This window comes from Ralstonia sp. R-29, assembly GCF_049913345.1.
GTDB lineage: Bacteria > Pseudomonadota > Gammaproteobacteria > Burkholderiales > Burkholderiaceae > Ralstonia.
The window spans coordinates 1,128,547-1,148,377 of record NZ_CP184378.1 but is presented as its reverse complement, the minus strand read 5'-3'; the positions used below and the strand labels follow the sequence as shown (position 1 = coordinate 1,148,377).

Genomic DNA, 19,831 nt, shown 5'->3' with positions numbered 1-19,831 from the left:
CACGGATCCGACGTTAGGGACCGCGCTGCCGGGCATCGGCCAACAGCGCGATCACTTCGCTGTCTTCGGTCTGTTCAAAATCGTCGTAGTACTGGCCGACGGCCTGGAAGCTGAAGTCTGGCGCGGCGATCAGGCACACGGCCTCGTCCACTTCGGTGCGCAACGTGCGCCAGGTGGTCTCTGGCGCGACCGGCACGGCGAGCACTAATCGCCCCGGGCCGGCCCGCCGCACTGCAGTCAATGCCGCGCGCACCGTGGCTCCGGTGGCGATGCCGTCATCCGTGACGATGACAGTGGCGCCAGCAAGCGGCAGAGGTGTCACGCCATAACGTGCGCGGCGGCGTTCCAGTTCGGCCAACTCGTGCGCTGTCACCTCATCGACATACGCCTGCGATGGCTGCAGGGTCTGCATCAGCTCGATGTTCCATTCGACATGCGGCAGCATGCCTGCGCCGCAATCAGCCAGCGCACCGAGTGCCAACTCCGGTTGCAGCGGTGCCCCGAGCTTGCGCACCAGCAGTACGCCAAGTGTTGCGCCCAGCGCTCGCGCAATGACGTGCCCGACCGGCACACCGCCACGCGGCAGAGCCAGCACGATGCGCGGTGCGGGCAGGTTGGCCGCAGCCAATGCATCGGCGAGTTGCCGGCCGGCATCCGCGCGATCCTGAAAGCGCATAGGCATGATCGTGTCTGGCCTCAGGCATCAGGCAAACGCCCGCGCCACGCGAGCCCCCGCCTATGCAGCATGAACCACACTCCCTAACCAAAACGACAGTGACCGTGCACCGGAGCGCGGGATACGGTCACTGACCGTTTCAAGGTAGTGCAAGGAGCGGTAAGGCTCAATCGCCATGGTGCCGTGCGTGCATGCCGGATCGCTTCAACGCAGGCTTTTGCACGATGTCACGCCAATCGCGCCGCGCCCAACGCCAGTCCAAGCCCGATCAGGATGACGCCGATGACGCGATCGACCATCCGCTGCCGCGCCAATAACGCGCGCCGCAACGCACCCGAGGCGAACACCGTTGCCACCAGCGCAAACCACGCCGCGTGCGCCATCGACATGAACAACCCGTAGCCGAATTGCGCAGCCAGCGGCGTGCTGGCATGTACGACCTGCGTGTAGGTGCTGACGACGAACAGGGTGGTCTTGGGGTTCAGCGCGTTGGTAAAGAAGCCCATGCGCAGCGCCGCGCCGGTCGAGAGCGTGGGGCATGCGTCATGGCTTGTCGTTGTGTCGCCCGGCAGGGCCCCCTTGGCCGATAACGTCTTCCAGCCGATCCACACCAAGTACGCCGCGCCCACCAGCTTGATGGCATGCAGCAGCGCTGGCGCATGCGCGATCAGCAGCCCCACGCCGAACATCGTGTAGAGCACGTGCACCTGCACGCCCAACGCAATTCCCAGAGCACACAACACGCCCGCGCGCCGGCCATACAGCAGGCTGTTGCGCGTGACCATGGCAAAGTCCGCGCCGGGGCTGATGACAGCCAAGAGGGTGATGAGGGCAACAGCAAGCAGTTCGGCCATATCGACGTGTCATTGCAAGTGGGAATGCGCCAATTCTGGCCGAGCGGGCCACTGCCGAAAATCGATTTATCATGCCGTTTTTCCGTGAGAAAAACTGACAGATGGCGCTACCTCCGCTCAACACCCTGCGTGTATTCGAAGTCGCTGCACGGCACGCCAGCTTTGTGCGTGCCGCGCACGAATTGCATGTCACGCATGGGGCGGTGAGCCGCCAGATCCGGTTGCTGGAGGAATCGCTAGGGGTGCCGTTGTTTGAGCGCCGTAACCGCGCCGTTTTCCTGACGCCGGCCGGCGAGCAGCTACGCGCGGCGGCGGCAGATGCGTTCTCCATTCTCACGGACAGCATTGACCGGATCGCGCGGCGGGCAACGTCGTCCGCGCTGGTGGTGTCGTGTGAACCGACGTTGGCGATGCGGTGGTTGATTCCTCGGCTCTCACGCTTTCAGGCGCGGCATCCGGCAGTGCAGGTGCACTTGTTTGCCGCAGGCGGGCCGATCGATTTTGCGCGTACCGGCGTGGACGTGGCCCTGCGCCGCAACGACTTTGCCTGGCCGGAACACCTCTGTGCGGAGCCGATCTGCGAGGAGTGGATCGGGCCCGTGCATGCTCCGCAAGCCGATGCTGCCGCACGCCGTCGCTTATTGCACACGGCAACACGCCCCGATGCCTGGCAGACGTGGCGGCGCGTCAGCGAGTCACCGCGCCCCGGCGGGCGTTCGCCAGAGGCGCGGTTTGAACATTTCTATTTGAGCTTGCAGGCAGCCGCTGCGGGTCAGGGCACCGCCATCGCCTCCAAGCTGATGGCGGGGGACGACCTTGCGGATAGGCGGCTTGTGGCGCCGGAGGGTTTCCGGCGCGATGGCTCGGCGTATTACCTGCTGGCGAGCAAGCCCATCCAGCCAGATACCGCAGCCGGCGCGTGGCTGACTTGGCTGCGCGAAGAAACCGCCGCAACGCTGGCGGTTTAAGCCGGGCATGGTTTAAGCAGCAGCGTGCCGGCCTGCTCGCAAAATGCCGCGAATGGTGGCCAGATACGCCTCGCCCACGGCACGGTTAAGCGGCCGTGCACGGCTTGCCCGCTTGCGCGGCGGTGGCGTCAGGCCCAGCGTGCGGCAGACATCTGATGCATAGGGCCGGCCGTGGCTCTCCATGCGGATCACCACTTCGTTCAACGCCTGTTCACCCAGGCGCTCGCGCAGCCAGAGCACCGTCTGGCGGTCGTACTCGTTTTCGATGCGGATCAGGTCGTCCATGGTGTGAACTGTATAAATGTACAGTTACTGTAAATATATACAGCTCTTCATGGATTTCAAGGCCCGTGTTGTGTCGGATGACATAGTTTCTGCGACTGACGACACAATAGGCGAGACTGGCAGACACAGTTAATGCGACTGGTTGCATCCGCCGGGTTGCGCAAGGCGACCTGGATGTGTGGGAGTGCGGCGAAGTAATGCTATGCGCAATTGATTTCCCAGAAACGCCGCTGTATAGCCACCCCGCAACAGATGCACTGATCTTTGCTCCCGCAAGCGATTCGCCGGCACGTTAGGGGGCATCAGCTTGCGGGTAGCAAAGATGCACGCAAAACCAAAGCTCTTTCCCAAAGTCAGTCAATATCAGCGCAAAAAGAAGAGGCACTGATGGCTCGGCCGTTTCGATTGGCTGAACGACACCACACGAGCGCGCCCAACTCTGAAAATTGGTGGCAGAGTTGCCGGCGTTGTGACCGAGAGGATGGCACCGGAAGAGCCGACCGGCGAGCCCGCGATGATCAGCACCGGGTTGTTGAGCAAGAAGCCGGCGCCCGCCACCGCCCAACCTGAATGCGAGTTTTGCATTGGCATCACCGCCGGCCGAGCCGATTGAAGTGGTGCATTGTTAACCGCCGCAAAAGAAAAGCCGCTTGAGCGGCGTGCGCAACCGTTGGTTCCTCATGCCGCAAGCGTTGCTCCAGCGCCATTGCGTGCACTCACGCCACGTAGTGCGCGAAGATAGACACAGACTCTTCTTCGGTAGGTGGCGGGCATCACCCAGCCGTCAGGCGATCAACGAACTCGTAGCGAATATCCTCAGCTCGCGAGTTCGAGATGGATAGAGCTATTTCGATAACGTGGGTGATCTGATCGGCCGGCATAGAGCGTTGTACCGGGGAAGCCATCGATGAATGCCGGTGCTGCTAAGTGCTGGACGTGCACGAGCCGTTATCCGGTCTCGGTCATGATCAGCCGTTTTCGGTAGTTTGTTGAGGCGGTCGCGGAAATCGGGGCATAGGTTGAGCTAAGTTCTGACCATCAACTTTCAGCTCACCTTTGGGCCCTTCAACGATGCATCCGTATAGCCTCCATAGCTACGTATTGCGCGACGGTCACGGCCTGCCGCATGACCCAATTCCAGCGATTCTCGGACCTCGGCCGATCGGTTGGATCTCAACATGCGACACGGAGGGCCGCTTGAACCTTGCACCCTATAGCTTTTTCAATATCTTCAACTATCGTCCACCGCTGGTTGCGTTCTCCAGCGTTGGGAAGAAAGACAGTGTTTGCAATGCTGAAGCAACCGGTGAGTTCGTCTACAACCTGGCCACGCGGAACCTGGCGGAACAGATCAACCAGACCAGTATTGAAGCGCCGCCGGGTGTCAACGAATTTGAGTTGGCTGATCTAACGCCCGTGGCATCAATCGAAGTGGCGCCGCCGCGCGTGGCGGAAAGTCCCGTGGCGCTCGAGTGCAAGGTCACGCAAGTGCAGCAGTTGGCGAGCCTTGATGGGACGACGCTGAACACCTGGATGGTCTTCGGTGAGGTGGTCGCCGTACACATCGACCGCGCGCTGTTGTGCGACGGGATTTACGACACGGCCGCGGCGCAGCCGATTTTGCGTGGAGGCGGGCTTGCCGACTATTTCCAGGTACTGCCGGAAGGCCGGTTCAGGATGTACCGGCCCAGATAACACGCAGCTTGGCTATGACGGACGATGCCTGCTGATGATCTCTTGCAGGATGTCCTTGAGCGTGTCGATCTTTTGCTGCCCAAGCGGCTCCAGGATCGTTCGCTCATGCTCTTGCGCCATGGCAATCAGGCCAGCGACCAGGCGCCGGCCGTTACGTGTCACGCGGACAAGGGTGTAGCGGCGATCATCACGGCTGGTCGCGCGTTCCACATGCCCCTGCGCTTCAAGGCGCAGCAGCAACCGTGTGACGGTCGGCTGCTTGCTCACGGCTTTTTCTGCAAGCACGGAGATCGTCATCGGGCCGTTGCTGGCCAACGTAGAGAGCACGCGCCACTCCAGCACGGAAAGCCCATGCTGCTCCACCACTTCATGGAATTGGGTTGACACGAGGTACCACGCCTGGCCGAGCAGGGCCGGTAGGTAGTTATCGACAAACGCCTTGGTGCTGCTCATCTCCTTCGCCGCCCCGTCATCTCCTGGACACAGCGAAGATTCTACCTTTCCATCCTCCCAGGAGGAGGGCCAGCGTGGCCCCCGCACCTTAGTACCTTCCCGAGAGCAACGACCCGAAACCAGGCACCTCGGTACTCAGCTCCAGTCGTTTCAGCATCAGATAGGTGGTCGCAACGGAAGAGGACAGCACCGGCAGTCCGACCCGGTCTTCGATCGCCTGGATGGACGGCAGCGACGGCATCTGCACACATGCAGACGCTACAACGGCATCCACGCCCGTGGTCTTCAGCTTCTTCGTGATCTCGATCGGCGCGCGCGGGTCTTGCCGGCCGACTTCCAGGTTGTCAGGAATCTCCAGAGAGATGCTGTCGACCACTTCGATACCTTCGTTCTCGATGTAGTCGATGACCAGTTGTGTCAGCGGCTTCATGTACGGCGCTAGCAGCGATACCTTTTTGGCGCCGATCGCCTTGAGGCCGTCAACCAACGCGCCGGCGCTGGTCACCACGGGCGCCGGGCCACCATTCTCCTGCGTGCGTTGGTGCAGCCGTGCTTCCGACACGCGGTGGTAACCCAGCCCCATGCTCATGATGGCGACCAGGCAGGCGTAGCCGAGCACGTCGACGCGGGCGTCGGAGAGTTCGAGCGCGCAGCGATCGCTGTCGGCGTCCATGGCGGCCAGCTCCTCCTTTGTCACGTGCTTCATCCGCATGCGGCTGGAGTGGAAAGTGAAGCGCTCAGGTTGCGTCAGCTCACGGGTACGCAAGATGGCCGGGATTTCCGTTTCCATCGTGGTATTCGAAGATGGAACGATTTGGCCGATGCGGTAAGTGCGAACGGTACTCACAAGAGGGTCTCCCATTTGGATTCGGATTCTGTTGCCGTTTCGGCGGCGGTAGTGCTGGCTTGGCCAGTCGCGTCGCCGAAGTAGGCAGCCTGCAAGGGCCGGCGGTTCACCCGCAGGTCAAACACGTCGAAGCGGTTGTAGTGGCCGGTGATGTCGTGCATCTGGCGCGGCTGGATGCAACGCGACAGGTCGATGTCGGCGTAGACGATGCCTTCCTGGTCGATCAGGGGCTGGCCGATGACACGGCCATCCGGTCCCAAGATGCCCGAGAAGGCGCTATTGCGTCGTGCAAGAAGCTCGCGCGCCTGTGGGTGCGTGGCAGCCATGGCTTCGATGATCTCTTCCGAGACAGTCGAGCACGACACCACGGTGAAAACCTTGCCTTCGAAGCAATGCGCAGCCGCGCGGACTTTGATCGCTTCCGCCATGTCGTAATCAGGCGGCGCGACCGGCAACGAGATGTAGCTGGCAACGTGCACCAGTTCGCCTTGCGCGAGCAAGGAGAAGCGCGCAAGCGTGTTGGTGTTCTCGCCGCACGCGAGTGAGCCCAGCGGGCCGATGCTGGTGTCATGCACGCGCAGGGCCGATGCATCGCCGGGTGCCCAGGTCAGCTTTTCTGCCCAGGTCGGCACCAGCTTGCGATGACGCCCCAGGATGCGGCCATCGTCGGCGATGGTGACGAGCGTGTTGTAGAGGGTGCCGATGCCGGTACGGCTGCGCTCGTTGACACCCACCACCACGTTGATCTTGTGGCGCGCTGCGGCCTGGGTAATCTTCATGATTTCCGGGCCGGGCAGCTCAATGGCTGAACGGGCTAGTTTTTCAAACCAAGGGCTGCCCTCAACCGGATTCATGATCCAGCTCCAGTAGGGGTAGCCCGCTACGAACACTTCGGGAAAGGCGACCAGGCGTGCGCCGTTTTCCGCTGCCTCCTGGATCAGCCGGCAGACTTTGTCGACCGTGGCATCCGTGTCGAGAAATACCGGCGCGGCTTGTACGGCCGCGGCCTTGAATTGTGGAAGTTCGAGCATGATGGTGTCCGCAATGAACGCCATGCAGACACGCGCGGTGTCTTCATGGCTGGAGGGGATAGGGTGCTCAAGCGCCTTGGTTGGTCGCTCAGGCGGCCCGGCGCTCTTGCTGGCTGGCGATGGCGCTTGCTGCATCACCGACTGCCACCACCGGGTTGCGCAACTCGCCGATGTTCTCAAGCTGCGCTTCGATGATGTCGCCCGGCCAGACCCATTCCTGCGGATTGCGACCCGCGCCCACGCCCTCCGGCGTACCGGTGGCGATGATGTCGCCCGGCTCCATCGTGATGCCGGCGCTGATGTCGGCAATGAGCGCCGGCACTTTGAACAGCATGTGGCGCGTGTTGGAATCCTGCTTGGTGACGCCATTCACCTTCAGGCTCAGGTGCAGGTTGTGCGGATCGGGAATCTCATCGGCTGTGACGATGACGGGGCCGAAGGGGGCGTACGTGTCCTGGCCCTTGGAGTAGATCCACTGCCCGGCGCGGCGGCAGTCGCGTGCGCTCATATCGATCAGCAGGCTGTAGCCGAACACGTAGTTGAGCGCGTCGGCTTCGCTGACGCGCTTGGCACGCGTGCCGATAACGACAGCCAGTTCCACTTCCCAGTCCAACTGCTGAGTGATGGCGGCATTGTGCTCGATGGCATCTCCCGGGCCGATCACCGTGGTCGGCGGCTTGCTGAAGATGACGGGCTGCTTGGGAAGCTCCTTCGCGGTGTCCAGCGTGCGGCTCGATTCCGCGACGTGCTCGACGTAGTTCAGACCAATGCCGAAGATGTTTTTGCGCGGGCGGGGAATCGGTGCGAGCAGCTTGACGTTGGCCAGCGGGACGGCGCAGCCAAGCGGCCAGTTGCCGTGGTACTCATTGAGCAGATCGGTGGTCGTGGCCACGGCTTGCGGGCCGAGGTCGATGAAGTCCAGCATGTCGGCAGGCAGGTCGCAGCCGACGTGGGCGCCGAAGCATTCCAAGTCGACAACGAAGTTCTCTACGATGGCGCCGAGGCGCGCGGCCGCATTCACATGGGCGCGGAAGGTGACGAGTCGCATAGTGGTTCTCCAGGAAGCGTTCAGATTGGGGAGCGTCGGCAGTTGCCAGCTCAGGTTGTTGTGGGATCGAGACGAGGTTGGTGTCCGCCGTTGTCGGCCAAGGCCTCTTCCCGATAGAGACCGAGCTTTTCCATCACTGGCAGGTCGCTGAAGCAGAACAGGCAGGCATCTTCGGTATCACTGCCGTTGACGTGTTCGTGCCATGCCCACGAGGGCACGCAGAAGATGTCGCGTTCGCGCCAGTCGAAGCGCTGGCCGTTGATGATCGAATAGCCGCTACCCTTTGCCACTTGGTATAGAAAGCTGCCGGTATGGCGATGGGCCTTGCCGACAAAACCTGGCCGCAGTAGCTGCATGCTTGCGCCGATGGTTGCCATGACATGGCCACCGGTGAGTGGGTTGGTGTAGTGCATGAGCGCGCTGTCGAACGGGCTGCCATCCGCGGTGCGCGCATAGCGCAGGAGCGCTTCATATGTCGGCGCCCATTCGTACTTGAAGAGCGGCGAGTAGGGCTTGCTCCAGTGTGCGTTGTGCGGGCGTAGGCCCGGCGCCCCCCATAGTGCAGTCGAGTCATTGACAGGGTGGCTCACGGCCTGGTGCAGATGCGGATGCACGGCATAGAAGCCGGCCTCCAGCGCGTTGACCAAAGGGATATCCAGGCCGTCTTGCCAGATACAGGGCAAACCGTCGTATTCGACACCGTGCTCGTGCCAGGTGCCGTTGGGCGTGAGCACGAAATCATTGGCATCCAGCGTCATCTTGTGGCCGTCGACGATGGTGTACGCGCCGCGTCCTTCCATGATGAAGCGCAGTGCCGACGAGGAATGCGCGTGCGCCGTTGCAATCTCGCCTGGGTGCATGACCTGCAGACCCGAATACAGCCAACCCACAGCCGCCGAGACATCCTGCCGGCCGGGGTTGTTCAGATAGATGACACGTCGCCCGGCCTTTTCCGGCGAGACGAGGGCCACCGAACGCAGCACGTGTTCGCGCAGATCCCGGTAGCGCCAGAGCACTGGCACAGAGTCGGATTTGGGCTGCCACGGCTCGATCTTGTTCGCCACCGTCCACAGCGCACCCACCTGCAATTGCTCCAGTTGCCGGTAGTAGGCGATCAGCTCGGGGGTGTCCGCTACGTCAGCACGGCCGGCGATGCTTTCGCGATGGGCGTCGTATGCGGTTGTCGTCATTGCGATTCTCCTTGGTCTTGTCCGAGCGATATGGCGTGGCTCACGCTCTGCCGCGAGCAAAGCTGCGTTCGAGCTGGTCCTTGCCGAACTGGTAGGCGCGCGGCCACTCGACGTCGTGCCAACCGAGCTTTGCGCTTTCGCGCAATACCCACGCGGCATCAGCCAGATGCGGCCGAGACAGGGCGCACAAATCGGCACGGCCCGAAGCGACAATGCCGTTGACCTGATCTGCATCCGTGATAGCGCCCACCGCGATCGTCGGCACATTGGCTTCGTTGCGGATGCGGTCGGCAAACGGCGTCTGGTAGAGGCGTCCGTAGACCGGCTTCTGATCGGGCGTGACTTCGCCCGACGACACGTCCACAACATCCGCGCCGCCTTGGTGAAGCTGCTTGGCAATCTCCACCGCCTCATCAACCGTGGTGCCGCCCGGCGCCCAATCGGTGCAGGAGATGCGCACGGAGATCGGCAGGTGCTTCGGCCAAGCCTCGCGCACGGCGGCGAGCACCTCCAGCGGGAAGCGCAGCCGGTTCTCCAGCGAGCCGCCATAGGTATCCGTGCGCTGGTTGGTCAGCGGGGAGATGAAGCTTGAGAGCAGGAAACCGTGGCCGGCCTGCAGCTCCAGCCAGTCGAAGCCGGCGGCGGCTGCGCGGTGCGTGGCTACGACAAACTCGTCACGGATGCGGGCGAGGTCGTCCAACGTCGCCTCGCGGGGCGTCTGGGATTGACCGGGCAGATAGGCGAGTGCACTCGCCGAGATCTGCGGCCAGTTACCTTCTGGCAACGGCTGGTCTGGAGCATCCCAGCCCAACTGGGTGGAGCCGCGGCGCCCTGCGTGGCCGAGCTGCACGCCAATGCGCGCGTCGCTGTGTCCATGCACGAAGTCGGTAACGCGTTTCCAGGCGGTAACTTGTTCGTCGTTCCAGAGGCCTGGGCATCCTGGCGTCATGCGCGCATCGGGCGCCACTGCAGTCATCTCCGTCAGCACGAGGCCCGCACCACCCATTGCGCGGCTGCCAAGATGCACAAGATGGAAAGCCCCCGGCACGCCATCTTGGCTCGAATACAGCAGCGTGGGCGATACCACGACGCGGTTTCTGAGCGTGATGCCGCGCACGGTATAGGGCGTCAGCAACGGTGGGCAGGGGCGCGCGTTGTCCGGCGCTTGCACGCCAGCGCGCTGTGCCAGCCAGCGCTCATAGCTTTCGAGCCATTTCGGATCGCGCACGCGCAGATTCTCGTGCGAAATGCGCTGCGAGCGCGTCAGCAGCGAATAGGCGAATTGCTCGGGCTCCAGACCAGCGTAGCGGGCGACGTTCTCGAACCACTCGGTTGAGTTGCGCGCAGCGTTCTGGATTTTCAGCACCTCCACCGAACGGACGGCTTCGTAGTGCTCGAGTGCTGCTTCAAGGGGACCGTCGACGTTCTTGAGCGTACGGGCCAGTTCAATGGCGTCTTCCAGCGCGAGCTTGGTACCGGAGCCGATCGAGAAATGTGCGGTGTGAGCGGCATCGCCCATCAACACAACCGGCACGTGCTTGCCGTCGATATCGTTCCAATGCACCCAGCGCTCGCAGATCACGCGTGGGAACTGGATCCAGATCGCCGAGCCGCGCAAGTGCGATGCGTTGCTGATGAGCGGGTGTCCGTCCAGGTAAGGGGCGAAAAGCTTTTCGCAGTAAGCGATACCTTCTTCTTGCGACATCTGGTCAATGCCGGTGGCCTTCCAGGTTTCCTCCGGCGTTTCCACGATGAACGTGGACGTGCCATCCTCGAAACGATAAGCATGTGCCTGGAACCAGCCATGCTCGGTTTGCACGAAGATGAAGTTGAACGCGTCAAACATCTTCTTCGTACCCAGCCACACGAAGCGGCACTTGCGGGTGTCGATGTCAGGGCGGAAGGTGTCGGCATAACGCTTACGGACCAGGCTGTTCAGCCCGTCCGATGCGAGCACGAGATCCGCGCCGTATTTGCGGGCGATCTCCTGATCGTCTTCAACGTACTGTTCGAAGACGAGTTGCACGCCCACTTCCTCACACCGGGCTTGCAAGATGTTCAGGAGCTTCTTCCGACCGATCCCGATAAAGCCGTGACCACCGCTGCGCACGGCCTCGCCCTTGAAGTGCACCTCCACGTCATCCCAGCGGTTGAACGCGTCGCCAATGGTTGCGGCCGATACCGGATCGGCCTCGCGCAGATTGCCCATGGTGGCATCCGAAAACACGACGCCCCAGCCGAACGTGTCGTACGGGCGATTGCGCTCGACGACCACGACGTCATTGGTCGGGTCTTGCAGCTTCATCAGCAACCCGAAATAGAGACCGGCGGGCCCTCCGCCCAGACAGACGATCTTCACGATGCACTCCTTGTTTCGTTGATGGGTTCCGAGCTGAAGGCTTGCCGCAATACCTCGGGAATATCGATGGCGCGGTGCGTCCGCAGCGACGTCGACACCACCACTTGATTGACGCTCATGCGGACTTCACCGTCGCTACCCGTGCAGGTGAGCGCGAGCGTCATGGACTTGCCGCCCAGGCGCACGACTTCCAGGTTCAGCATCACGTCGTCGCCCATGCGGCTGATGGCGCGGAAGTCCGCTTCCAGGCGGACCGTCGGCAACCCGTAGCGGTGCTGTCCGATGTAGCCGGCAAAGCCTTCGGGCACCAAGCTGTCGATCCAGGCTTCGAGCAGGTTGTTGAACATGACGAAGTACTGCGGGTAGAACACGATGCCGGCCGGGTCGCACTCTGCGAACCGGATGCGGTGCGGGCGGCTGAACAGGTATGGGTTCGGGTGCATGGCGTTATCCCTAGACGGAAAAGGCATGGCGTTGCAGGCACTCGCGCAGCTTGTTGCCGTGCTCATCGGCCAGCGCGGCATCGCGGAGTTCGCGCAGGGTCAGGGGTGGGAGGGATGTCGCGTGGCGGTCCACGACCGTCATGAGCGTTTCGTAGTTCTTCAGGCCACGTGCATGCGTGTCGCCGTAGCCTTTCACCAGGCGTTGGCACTGCGCGGTTTCAAGGGCCAGGGCAGGATTGATGGCGGCGACGGATCGCACACGTTGCAGCCACGCTTCGATGCGTGTGTTCTCCACGACATAGCGCAGGGTGACCCGGCGCCAACGGCGCCACCGGGCCAGCGTGTACAGCAGCACGAACCCCGCGAGCGAGCTGGTCTGGATGACGCGGCCCTGCTTGGTGAACCGGTCGACGAGGCGATGCGCCCAGTTGGGACGTGCCAGCCAACGCCCCAAGCCTGCTGGCAGCGTTTCGCAGATCTCTTCGATGCGCGGGTGCATGAATTCGTTGATCTGCAGTAGCTGGTCTGCCTTCGCGCGGACTTCGCCGCGCACACGCTCGAAGCGAGTGCTGCGCGTCTTGAGGTCGGCGACGCGAATGGTGTCTTCGTACGACATCCAAAGAGCAAGGTGGCGCGCGGTTTCGCTCAGCAGATCGATCTGATTGCCACCGGGGACGACGGAGAGCGCGTCGAGTCGGTCCAGATACAGGCCCGCATAGTCCGGGTCTTGGTAGTCGATCAGCCGTCGGACACCTTCGATGGCGATCTCGGACACCTGTGGCGGAAACTGACGTGCGCGCTCGATGAGTGCGGCAACGACGGGGGCGAGGTGAGCGGACGACCGGCCGGCGGGTGTGCGTTGAGTGGCGGCGGCGCTGTCCGGCTGCCCCGGCTGCGCCTTGGCGTAGCCGGCACCGAACGCCTTCAGGCTCGGTTTGACGCCAACTCCGCCGCGTTCAATGGTCGCTTCAAACTGCTCGCGGCTGAAGGGCAGGACGCCTGCGCCGCTCAGAGCGCCAAACAGCACTGCGCTGATGACGCTGCCGGAGCGCTCCGCGGCCTCCGCCATATCGAAGCTGAGGAAGTGCTTGGCGGCCTTGCGGGCTTGGCGTAGCAGCGTATCGCTGTCGACACGGCCATCGCCCATGGCGGCCTTTTCGGCGATGGAGTACACGCGATGGCTGGAGGTGATCAACGTAGTGCGCTCCGATGTCACGAAGCCGCGTTGCACTGCGCGGCCTGCCTCCATCAGTTCGGATGCCAGTACCACATCCACGTCGCCCGGCATGGGCATGAGCGCGAGCACGGGCGTACGGGTGGGCGTATCGCCTGCGCCGGGGAACAGTTCTACGTAGTAAATCGTGGCGCCGGTGCGCTGGGCGACACCTGGGACGGAGGTGGTCTGCGCGAAATAGCCGTTGGCTTCGCCCAGGTCGACGATCCAATCCGCGAGCACGCCACCGCCTTCTCCGCCCATGGCGAGGATGGCGATCTTGATGGGCTCAACAGTCATGATGGGGCTCCAGAAAAACGGTGCAGCGGGCCCGAACGCACCACGCAGCGGTGGGCGTTTCGGTGCGAAAGAGTCAAACAGGTGTAGTGACCTGCGGCGTCAGAACGCGTAGCGCATCCGGCGCTTTGCGTCGCGGCCTTGCAGCCAGCCGATCACGCCATCGCGCACGCGCTGACGCAGGCGATCCCAGCGCGTCGGGTTGCTGACGACCTGCGCGCGGAAGAACGACGGACACAGCACCGCCGCATGTGAAACCTCGCCGCACAGACCGCAGCCCACACAGCTATCGATCACGGTGGCAACGGGGTCACGGCGCAGCGGATCGGGGTTGGGGCGGATCGATAGCGACGGGCATCCCGAAAGCCGGATGCAGGAGTGGTCGCCGGTACAGGTGTCCGGGTCGATACCAAAGCGCTCGCGTACCACGCGCTCGCCGGCGGCAATGGCCTTGCGGACCTTGGGCTTTTCGCGCCGCTGCTTGTTGAGCATGCATTCGCTCTGCGCGATGAGCACCTTCGGGCCTTTCGCTGTGGTGGTCAGCGCTTCGCGCAGGGTGGCCGTCATCGTCTTGAGGTCGTATGTGCGCTTGATGGTGCGAACCCATTCAACGCCGACGCCCTTCACGGCCTGTTCGATCTCATGCCCCGTGCTGCGCGTGGGGTTGAGTGCGGTGGAGGACAGAATGTCTTGCCCGCCCGTTGCCGAGGTGTAGCTGTTGTCGACGATGACCGTCAGGTTGTCACTGCGGTTGAACACCGCGTTGGCGATACCGCTGGTCAGGCCGTTGTGCCAGAAGCCGCCGTCGCCCATCACGGAGATTGCGCGCTTGCCGGCAGGTGCATTCAGTGCGGCCGCACCGGCCGCGCCAAGGCCGTAGCCCATCGTGGTGTTGCCGAGGTTGAACGGCGGCAGGATGGAGAACAGGTGGCAGCCGATGTCTGCGCTGACGTGATGCGGACCCAATTCCCGTTCGACCAGCTTCATGGCGGTGAAGATCGGTCGCTCGGGGCAGCCGGTGCAGAAGCCGGGCGGTCGTGCGTGTACGGCGTCCTCCAACGGCGGGAGTACCTCCACATCCTCACCGAGGCTGGCCATTGCTTCAGCGCCGACCGGATCAGCGGCAACTGCCGTCAACGGAATGACGCGATGCTTGCGCGGCTGCGCAAGCTGGGGTTCGAGGTGACCGTAGCGCTCCAGGAAAGCACGCACGCCTGTCAGTACCGTCGCGGTGTTGTATTCGCCCGCCATCGGCAACAGATCCTTGCCGTGCAAGGCGGTTTCCACGCCCAACTGGCGCAGGATGTTGGCGACGTTTTGCTCCACGAAGTTCGGCTGTCCTTCCTCCAGAACCAGGATGGCACGCTTGCCCTTGCAGAAGTGCTCGAACTCCGCATCCACCAGCGGGTAGGCCACGTTCATGACGTACAGCGGAATCTTGGATTCGCCATAGACGTCAGCCAAGCCGAGCTTCTGCAGTGCGCGGATCAGCGTGTTGTAGTTGCCGCCTTGCAAGGCGATGCCGACGTCGGCCACGTCTTCTGAGAAGAACTCGTTGAGCTTGCGTTCTTGGATGAAACGGATGGCAGCGGGCCAGCGGTCCTGCACCTTTTCCTTTTCATGCTGGAAGCTGGCGGGTGGCAAGACAATGCGGCTGAGATCGCGCGTGGGGTTCTCAAGCGCGTCTTTGACGGTGAACGCAGGGCGCCGGTTGGCGGACGTGACGAACTGACCGTGCACGTGACACGAGCGGATGCGCATTTGCAGCATCACCGGCGTGCTGCTGGCCTCTGACAGGTCGAAGCCATCCTTGACCGCCTGCACGATGCAGGGCAGGTTGGGGCGCGGATCGAGCAGCCACATCTGCGATTTCATCGCAAACGCGTGGCTGCGCTCCTGCATGATGGAGGAGCCCTCGCCGTAGTCTTCGCCCACGATGATGAGCGCGCCGCCCAGTACGCCACCCGACGCCAGGTTGGCCAGCGCATCCGATGCGACGTTGGTGCCGACCGTCGCCTTGAAGGTCACCGCACCGCGCAGCGGGTAGTTTACCGATGCGGCGAGCGTGGCAGCGGCAGTTGCCTCGCTCGCGCTGTTCTCGAAGCGGATACCGTGCTCACCCAGGATGTCTTGCGCATCCGCCAGCACGTCCATCAAGTGCGAGATCGGCGCGCCCTGATAGCCGGCCACATAGGCGACGCCGGATTCGAGCAGGGCCTTCGTAACGGCCAGAATCCCCTCGCCGCTGAATACCTCGCCCGCGCCCAGGCGCAGCTTCTTCACTTCTTCCAAAAACGACCGCTCGGCCATGGTGCTCCTCTTCTCGGTTCATCCGGCATGTGTGCCCGTGGCTTTCACTTTCGTTGCGCGGTGAGGGAAGGTCAATACATGAATAATCATGTAATTTCACTTTCAGCAGAGTGCGGATAGCGGTCGCAAGAAGGGGATAAGAGGCGGGTCGAGAGACGGGGTTTTCCTGAGGTGGCGCAACCCGGATGCGCGAGTACGATTGCCGTACTCCTTGCTTCATCACAGAAATTTCTGTGCGTGGATGCCGCTCTAGGAGCGTGAACAGGTTGTGGATGCTGCGGTGCACATTGCGGCCTGGGTGCCGAGGCATACCATGACAACGGAGATTGAGCATAGATGCATGAAAAATCATGCAAGGTGGTACGGGTCTTGCACGTGGTGTTCACTTTCCGTGAGTGGGCACGAAGTGATCGAGGCCGTACCCGCTCCGCCCAAATAGAGGCAAAAAGCCATGTTGACTTCCGCGCCCCCACTGGCCCCAGCGCAGCGTCAAGCTGCACAGTCGGCCGCTTTTGACCCGTTTCCGTACACGCCGGAGCGGCTGCTCTTTGCCTCGACCGACATTGACGAGGTTCGCTCGATGGTCGGGCGGGTCATGAAGCCCCACCGCTTGGTACTGGCTGGCGCGGGAGATCGTCTGGATGCGCGGATGCACTACACCCCGCTGGGCGATGTCTCGCTCAGCCGGCTGCGGTACGGCGGCACCGTTGATATCGAGCCGGGCCCACTGGAAAGCTTCTTTTTGGTGCAGATGCCCCTTATCGGGAGCGCCATCGTCGACAGCGGCGGACAGCATGTCGACTCCGGCCCCGAGATCGCCTCCGTGCTCAGCCCGGACGATGAAACGAAGATGCGTTGGCTCGCCGGCAACGAACAGCTGATGTTGCGGCTGTCACGTTCCCTGGTGGAGCGCACATTGGTCGGCCACTTCGGCCACCCACTGGAACAGCCACTGCAGTTCGAACTCGGCTTCCGCTGGCGCGAATGCGCGCAATGGCGTTGTCTGCTGAGCTACTTGATGGACTGTTCGACGCAGGGCCTCGACCTGGCGCAGCACAAGCTGGTGCTTGCGCAGATCGAGCAACTGGCGGCGTCCGTCCTGCTTGTCTCCCACCGGCACAACTACAGCGAGTCGGCACCCGCGCGCCGCGGCACCATTCTTCCGCGCCACGTCCGGCGTGCGCAGGATTATCTGGAAGCGCATGCGCATGAACCGGTGTGTGCCGACAAGCTGGCGCAAGTCGTCGGGGTGAGCGTGAGAAGCCTCTACACCGGCTTCAAGGACTTCCTTGGCGTGAGCCCGATGCACTATTTGCGAGATCTGCGCATGGAGCGTGCGCGCACCGAGTTCATGAGTGGTGAAGCCAGCAATGTGGCCGGCGTGGCGTTGCGCTGGGGGTTCGCGCACATGGGCCGATTCAGCAACGACTACAAGCAGCGCTACGGGGAGACCCCCAGCCAGACGTTGCGGCGCCGATAGCGTTCTCTGATTGCCACGGCAAGCGCGTGAACGCATGCATCAGCAAGGCGGCATCTTTGGATGCCGCCTTTTGCTATCAGAACGGAATGGACGCCTTGATATAGAACTGGCTGCCCGACGGGCGATTCCGCACTTCGAATTCCTTCTGCCATTTGACCGTCAGCAGCCAGCCGCGCTCGTTGGCGTAGCGGATCGATGGTCCTGCGGCGAGGGCACGCGCCTTCCCTTGTGCGGCAGCGGGCCCCTGATCATTCGTGGTCTGCTGGTAGACATAGCCGCCCACGCCAAAGACCCAGCCGTTGCCGATGCCCCATCCGGCGCTGTAGTCAGCGTGGATGGCTTGGCCCGATCGGGTATCCGTCGCGTTGTTGCGGAAGTTGAAGTCGTACATCACCTTCAGATCACCGTTGAAGCCGGTGGGTTGCATGTAGGTGATGGCCGCAACCGGCTGCGCAGTCCAATAGTTCTTGCCCAGGCTGGAGGGATCGGTCCGATCGTAATGGCCGGTGGGCGCATACATGTCGAGGCCAAGCACGTAATGCAGTGTCGGTGACACGTGATAGCCCAACGCCGGGCCGAACGTGATGTCGCCCAGCCCCGAACTCTTGAAGCGCGCACCGTTGGCGCGGAAGTCGACATCCAGCAGCGGTGCGATGGCATGGAATGCCAGCTGCCCGCCAAACACTTGTGCCGGTGTCACCCAGATCAGACGCGGTGCCAGCACGTTGACGTCCACCTTGAAGTCCTGCAGGAGAGATTGCCCGCTGTTGCCACGCAGCGTGTCATAGCGCGCCGCGCCGGCGTACACCAGCGCATGGACGCCCGGCGGTGGCAGCGCCCCCACCAGATAGTTTTCGAGCCCATCCGGATAGATGGATAGACCGCCCCCTTCGGTAGCATGCGCCGCGTTGATGCTGGCGGCACAGGCCAGCACACCCGGCAGGAGTTTCATGACTGCAGACTTGCGCATGGCGTTTTCCTTGACCATGGTTGAGAAAACGTGGGACGACACCGTCCGCGCCCTGCGTGGTTGGCAGGGCGGGTCGATGCAGTGGAGTGAGGTGTGGGGCGCTAGCGAGGACTGAGGTGCTGGGCCACCATGAACCCGGAGCCCGCGCCCAGGCCCGGCCCGGGGTGCGTGCTGGCGCCGATATGGAACACGTTGGCCAGCGGTGTGCGATGCGCACGCGCACCGTGGCCACCCGCGAACGGTCGCAGCCAGAAGAACTGATCAGGCGAGCAGACACCTGAGTACGGATCGCCGCCGACCAGGTTGCAGTTCAACGCTTCCAGGTCCGCCGGCGAGTAGGCGCGTCGGCCGACGATGCGTTGTGCCAGCCCCGGCATGACCTGCTCCAGTCGCGCTTGCACACGGTCTGCAAAGGCTTCGCGCATGGCTTCGGTCCAGCGACCGTCGGCGGGCACGGCAATCTCGTCCGCCGCGTCGCCCTTGAGCCGCGTCGGCAGTTCCTGCATCTGAATCCACAGGATCCAACCGCCAGCAGGCGCACGCGATGGGTCCGCTACTGTCGGTTGCCCAATGCCCAGCGTAGGACGGCGCGGCAGCAGACCATTGTTGGCTTCCGTGACGGAGGTGCAGACCTGCTCCATGCTCTCGGTCAGATGGACGAGCGGGACCTTGGCGAGCTCTGGTTCGCGCCAGGCGGGTGGGGCATTGAGCGCGAAGTGGATCTGCATGTCGCCGCGACCATACCGATAGCCTTCGGCGCGTTCGCGTACCGGTTGCGGCATGTCAGTCAGCAGGCGGCCATACAACTGCTGGGGCGTGACGTTGCACACGACAGCCTCCTGGGCATGGAGCGTCTGTCCGTCTGCTGTCTTCACGCCGATGGCGCGACGGTGGCGACCATGTCCCTCGGTCAAGACGGAGTCGACCGATGCACCTGTCACCAAGTGGCCGCCGTGCTGCTCAATAACGTGCGCGAGCGCTTCCACAAGCCGGCTACCGCCACCTTTAACCACGGGCATGCCACCACTGACCACCGAGGCGAAGGTGAGCTTGCCGATGAGGGCCGAGCCCGCATCATCGGGGCCGAGGCCGGAGTGCAGCACCCATGGTGCGATCAGCGCGCGGGCAAAGTCCGAGCTCAGTGCGCGTTCCGACCAACGCCGGAACGTCTCCAGCGAATCGGCCGCGAAGGCTGCGAGGCCGTCGGTGCCGCGCTTGCGCCATTGGCTGAACAACAGCTTGAGCATCGACCAGCCATAGGGGTTCTGGCTGAGCAGGCCGAACGTCAATTCCGCATCTTGTCCGAACAAGCGGGCACCCATCGCGCCCAGGGCTGTGCCGTCTCCTGGTGCCACGGCATCAAGGCGCCGTACCGCATCGGTCAGATCCTGTTTGAGCGCCAGGCCGCTGCCGTCTGGCCGAACCAGACCCGTGGTGTATTCCGGAGACAGGAACGTCAGTCCGGCCTTTTCCAGCGCAGGCTTGAGCTCGGCATAGCCCGGGCTGCCCACGAAGAGCGGGTACCACGACGACATCACCTCATGGTGGTAGCCGGGAAAAAGCTCTTCGGTGCGGATGCAGCCACCCAGCCGGTCGTTGCGCTCCAGCACCATCACACGCTTGCCGCGCGTGGCCAACAATGCCGCGCTGACCAGCGAATTGATGCCGCTGCCGACGAAGATGACTTGCGGATCCGACGATGCGGCCATGGC

The 19,831-nt window shown here is 63.0% G+C and carries 17 protein-coding genes and 1 pseudogene; 3 read left to right on the top strand and 15 right to left on the bottom strand.

Annotated features, from left to right (window positions below):
• Positions 1-13: 13 nt before the first annotated feature.
• Both ACN9M1_RS22290 and ACN9M1_RS22285 read right to left on the bottom strand, forming a co-directional pair.
• Complete coding sequence (locus ACN9M1_RS22290; RefSeq protein ID WP_426399027.1) at positions 14-682, bottom strand: phosphoribosyltransferase; 669 nt, start codon at positions 680-682, stop codon at positions 14-16.
• 221 nt (positions 683-903) lie between these two features.
• Positions 904-1,530, bottom strand: coding sequence for a LysE family transporter (locus ACN9M1_RS22285; protein WP_426399026.1), 627 nt, complete (start codon positions 1,528-1,530; stop codon positions 904-906).
• Between the two features lie 101 nt (positions 1,531-1,631).
• Between ACN9M1_RS22285 and ACN9M1_RS22280 the strand changes: the two genes are divergently transcribed.
• Positions 1,632-2,498, top strand: a complete 867-nt coding sequence (locus ACN9M1_RS22280) for a LysR substrate-binding domain-containing protein (protein ID WP_426399025.1) — start codon at positions 1,632-1,634, stop codon at positions 2,496-2,498.
• A gap of 12 nt (positions 2,499-2,510) precedes the next feature.
• On the opposite strand, the gene ACN9M1_RS22275 is transcribed toward ACN9M1_RS22280, so the two are convergent.
• Together ACN9M1_RS22275 and ACN9M1_RS22270 are read right to left on the bottom strand one after the other, a co-directional pair.
• Positions 2,511-2,783: a hypothetical protein gene (locus ACN9M1_RS22275; protein WP_426399024.1), complete on the bottom strand. Its 273-nt coding sequence runs from the start codon at positions 2,781-2,783 to the stop codon at positions 2,511-2,513.
• 474 nt (positions 2,784-3,257) lie between these two features.
• Positions 3,258-3,383 (bottom strand): annotated as a pseudogene (locus tag ACN9M1_RS22270) (NAD(P)(+) transhydrogenase (Re/Si-specific) subunit beta); the annotation flags it as partial.
• A gap of 471 nt (positions 3,384-3,854) precedes the next feature.
• On the opposite strand from ACN9M1_RS22270, the gene ACN9M1_RS22265 reads away from it, so the two are divergent.
• Positions 3,855-4,478: a flavin reductase family protein gene (locus ACN9M1_RS22265; protein ID WP_426399023.1), complete on the top strand. Its 624-nt coding sequence runs from the start codon at positions 3,855-3,857 to the stop codon at positions 4,476-4,478.
• Between the two features lie 12 nt (positions 4,479-4,490).
• Here ACN9M1_RS22265 and ACN9M1_RS22260 read toward each other — a convergent pair whose 3' ends face one another.
• The 9 genes from ACN9M1_RS22260 to ACN9M1_RS22220 all read right to left on the bottom strand — a co-directional run bounded on the left by ACN9M1_RS22260 (position 4,491) and on the right by ACN9M1_RS22220 (position 15,669).
• Complete coding sequence (locus ACN9M1_RS22260; protein ID WP_096745993.1) at positions 4,491-4,931, bottom strand: MarR family winged helix-turn-helix transcriptional regulator; 441 nt, start codon at positions 4,929-4,931, stop codon at positions 4,491-4,493.
• A gap of 88 nt (positions 4,932-5,019) precedes the next feature.
• Positions 5,020-5,793, bottom strand: a complete 774-nt coding sequence (locus ACN9M1_RS22255; RefSeq protein ID WP_426399022.1) for a maleate cis-trans isomerase family protein — start codon at positions 5,791-5,793, stop codon at positions 5,020-5,022.
• Positions 5,775-6,809, bottom strand: coding sequence for a carbon-nitrogen hydrolase family protein (locus ACN9M1_RS22250; protein WP_426399021.1), 1,035 nt, complete (start codon positions 6,807-6,809; stop codon positions 5,775-5,777). The genes ACN9M1_RS22255 and ACN9M1_RS22250 overlap by 19 nt, the downstream gene beginning before the upstream one ends.
• Before the next feature lie 88 nt (positions 6,810-6,897).
• On the bottom strand, positions 6,898-7,857 hold the full coding sequence (locus ACN9M1_RS22245; protein WP_426399020.1) for a fumarylacetoacetate hydrolase family protein: 960 nt from the start codon (positions 7,855-7,857) through the stop codon (positions 6,898-6,900).
• 50 nt (positions 7,858-7,907) lie between these two features.
• Entirely contained in the window at positions 7,908-9,047 is a 1,140-nt protein-coding gene (locus ACN9M1_RS22240; RefSeq protein ID WP_426399019.1) for a cupin domain-containing protein, read from the bottom strand.
• A 40-nt stretch (positions 9,048-9,087) separates the two neighbouring features.
• Positions 9,088-11,406 (bottom strand): bifunctional salicylyl-CoA 5-hydroxylase/oxidoreductase, encoded by a 2,319-nt coding sequence (locus ACN9M1_RS22235; RefSeq protein WP_426399018.1) that lies wholly within the window; start codon positions 11,404-11,406, stop codon positions 9,088-9,090.
• Positions 11,403-11,849 carry an acyl-CoA thioesterase gene (locus ACN9M1_RS22230; protein WP_426399017.1) on the bottom strand — a complete coding sequence of 149 codons (447 nt, stop codon included), beginning with the start codon at positions 11,847-11,849 and terminating at the stop codon, positions 11,403-11,405. Before ACN9M1_RS22230 ends, ACN9M1_RS22235 begins: the two co-directional genes overlap by 4 nt.
• A gap of 10 nt (positions 11,850-11,859) precedes the next feature.
• The gene (locus ACN9M1_RS22225; RefSeq protein WP_426399016.1) at positions 11,860-13,362 is read right to left on the bottom strand and encodes an indolepyruvate oxidoreductase subunit beta family protein; all 1,503 of its coding nucleotides are present in this window, start codon (positions 13,360-13,362) and stop codon (positions 11,860-11,862) included.
• A 99-nt stretch (positions 13,363-13,461) separates the two neighbouring features.
• On the bottom strand, positions 13,462-15,669 hold the full coding sequence (locus ACN9M1_RS22220; protein ID WP_426399015.1) for a thiamine pyrophosphate-dependent enzyme: 2,208 nt from the start codon (positions 15,667-15,669) through the stop codon (positions 13,462-13,464).
• Between the two features lie 451 nt (positions 15,670-16,120).
• Here ACN9M1_RS22220 and ACN9M1_RS22215 point away from each other — a divergent pair, with 451 nt between their 5' ends.
• Entirely contained in the window at positions 16,121-17,149 is a 1,029-nt protein-coding gene (locus ACN9M1_RS22215) for an AraC family transcriptional regulator (RefSeq protein ID WP_426399014.1), read from the top strand.
• 76 nt (positions 17,150-17,225) lie between these two features.
• On the opposite strand, the gene ACN9M1_RS22210 is transcribed toward ACN9M1_RS22215, so the two are convergent.
• Together ACN9M1_RS22210 and ACN9M1_RS22205 are read right to left on the bottom strand one after the other, a co-directional pair.
• Positions 17,226-18,119 (bottom strand): SphA family protein, encoded by an 894-nt coding sequence (locus ACN9M1_RS22210; RefSeq protein WP_426399013.1) that lies wholly within the window; start codon positions 18,117-18,119, stop codon positions 17,226-17,228.
• A 101-nt stretch (positions 18,120-18,220) separates the two neighbouring features.
• The gene (locus tag ACN9M1_RS22205; protein ID WP_426399012.1) at positions 18,221-19,828 is read right to left on the bottom strand and encodes a phytoene desaturase family protein; all 1,608 of its coding nucleotides are present in this window, start codon (positions 19,826-19,828) and stop codon (positions 18,221-18,223) included.
• Between the last annotated feature and the right edge of the window lie 3 nt (positions 19,829-19,831).

Coding starts and splice junctions, on each gene's coding strand:
- ACN9M1_RS22290 (WP_426399027.1), bottom strand. CDS start 682: ATGCCTATGCGCTTTCAGGATCGCGCGGATGCCGGCCGGCAACTCGCC.
- ACN9M1_RS22285 (WP_426399026.1), bottom strand. CDS start 1,530: ATGGCCGAACTGCTTGCTGTTGCCCTCATCACCCTCTTGGCTGTCATC.
- ACN9M1_RS22280 (WP_426399025.1), top strand. CDS start 1,632: ATGGCGCTACCTCCGCTCAACACCCTGCGTGTATTCGAAGTCGCTGCA.
- ACN9M1_RS22275 (WP_426399024.1), bottom strand. CDS start 2,783: ATGGACGACCTGATCCGCATCGAAAACGAGTACGACCGCCAGACGGTG.
- ACN9M1_RS22265 (WP_426399023.1), top strand. CDS start 3,855: ATGCATCCGTATAGCCTCCATAGCTACGTATTGCGCGACGGTCACGGC.
- ACN9M1_RS22260 (WP_096745993.1), bottom strand. CDS start 4,931: ATGAGCAGCACCAAGGCGTTTGTCGATAACTACCTACCGGCCCTGCTC.
- ACN9M1_RS22255 (WP_426399022.1), bottom strand. CDS start 5,793: ATGGGAGACCCTCTTGTGAGTACCGTTCGCACTTACCGCATCGGCCAA.
- ACN9M1_RS22250 (WP_426399021.1), bottom strand. CDS start 6,809: ATGCTCGAACTTCCACAATTCAAGGCCGCGGCCGTACAAGCCGCGCCG.
- ACN9M1_RS22245 (WP_426399020.1), bottom strand. CDS start 7,857: ATGCGACTCGTCACCTTCCGCGCCCATGTGAATGCGGCCGCGCGCCTC.
- ACN9M1_RS22240 (WP_426399019.1), bottom strand. CDS start 9,047: ATGACGACAACCGCATACGACGCCCATCGCGAAAGCATCGCCGGCCGT.
- ACN9M1_RS22230 (WP_426399017.1), bottom strand. CDS start 11,849: ATGCACCCGAACCCATACCTGTTCAGCCGCCCGCACCGCATCCGGTTC.
- ACN9M1_RS22225 (WP_426399016.1), bottom strand. CDS start 13,362: ATGACTGTTGAGCCCATCAAGATCGCCATCCTCGCCATGGGCGGAGAA.
- ACN9M1_RS22220 (WP_426399015.1), bottom strand. CDS start 15,669: ATGGCCGAGCGGTCGTTTTTGGAAGAAGTGAAGAAGCTGCGCCTGGGC.
- ACN9M1_RS22215 (WP_426399014.1), top strand. CDS start 16,121: ATGTTGACTTCCGCGCCCCCACTGGCCCCAGCGCAGCGTCAAGCTGCA.
- ACN9M1_RS22210 (WP_426399013.1), bottom strand. CDS start 18,119: ATGCGCAAGTCTGCAGTCATGAAACTCCTGCCGGGTGTGCTGGCCTGT.
- ACN9M1_RS22205 (WP_426399012.1), bottom strand. CDS start 19,828: ATGGCCGCATCGTCGGATCCGCAAGTCATCTTCGTCGGCAGCGGCATC.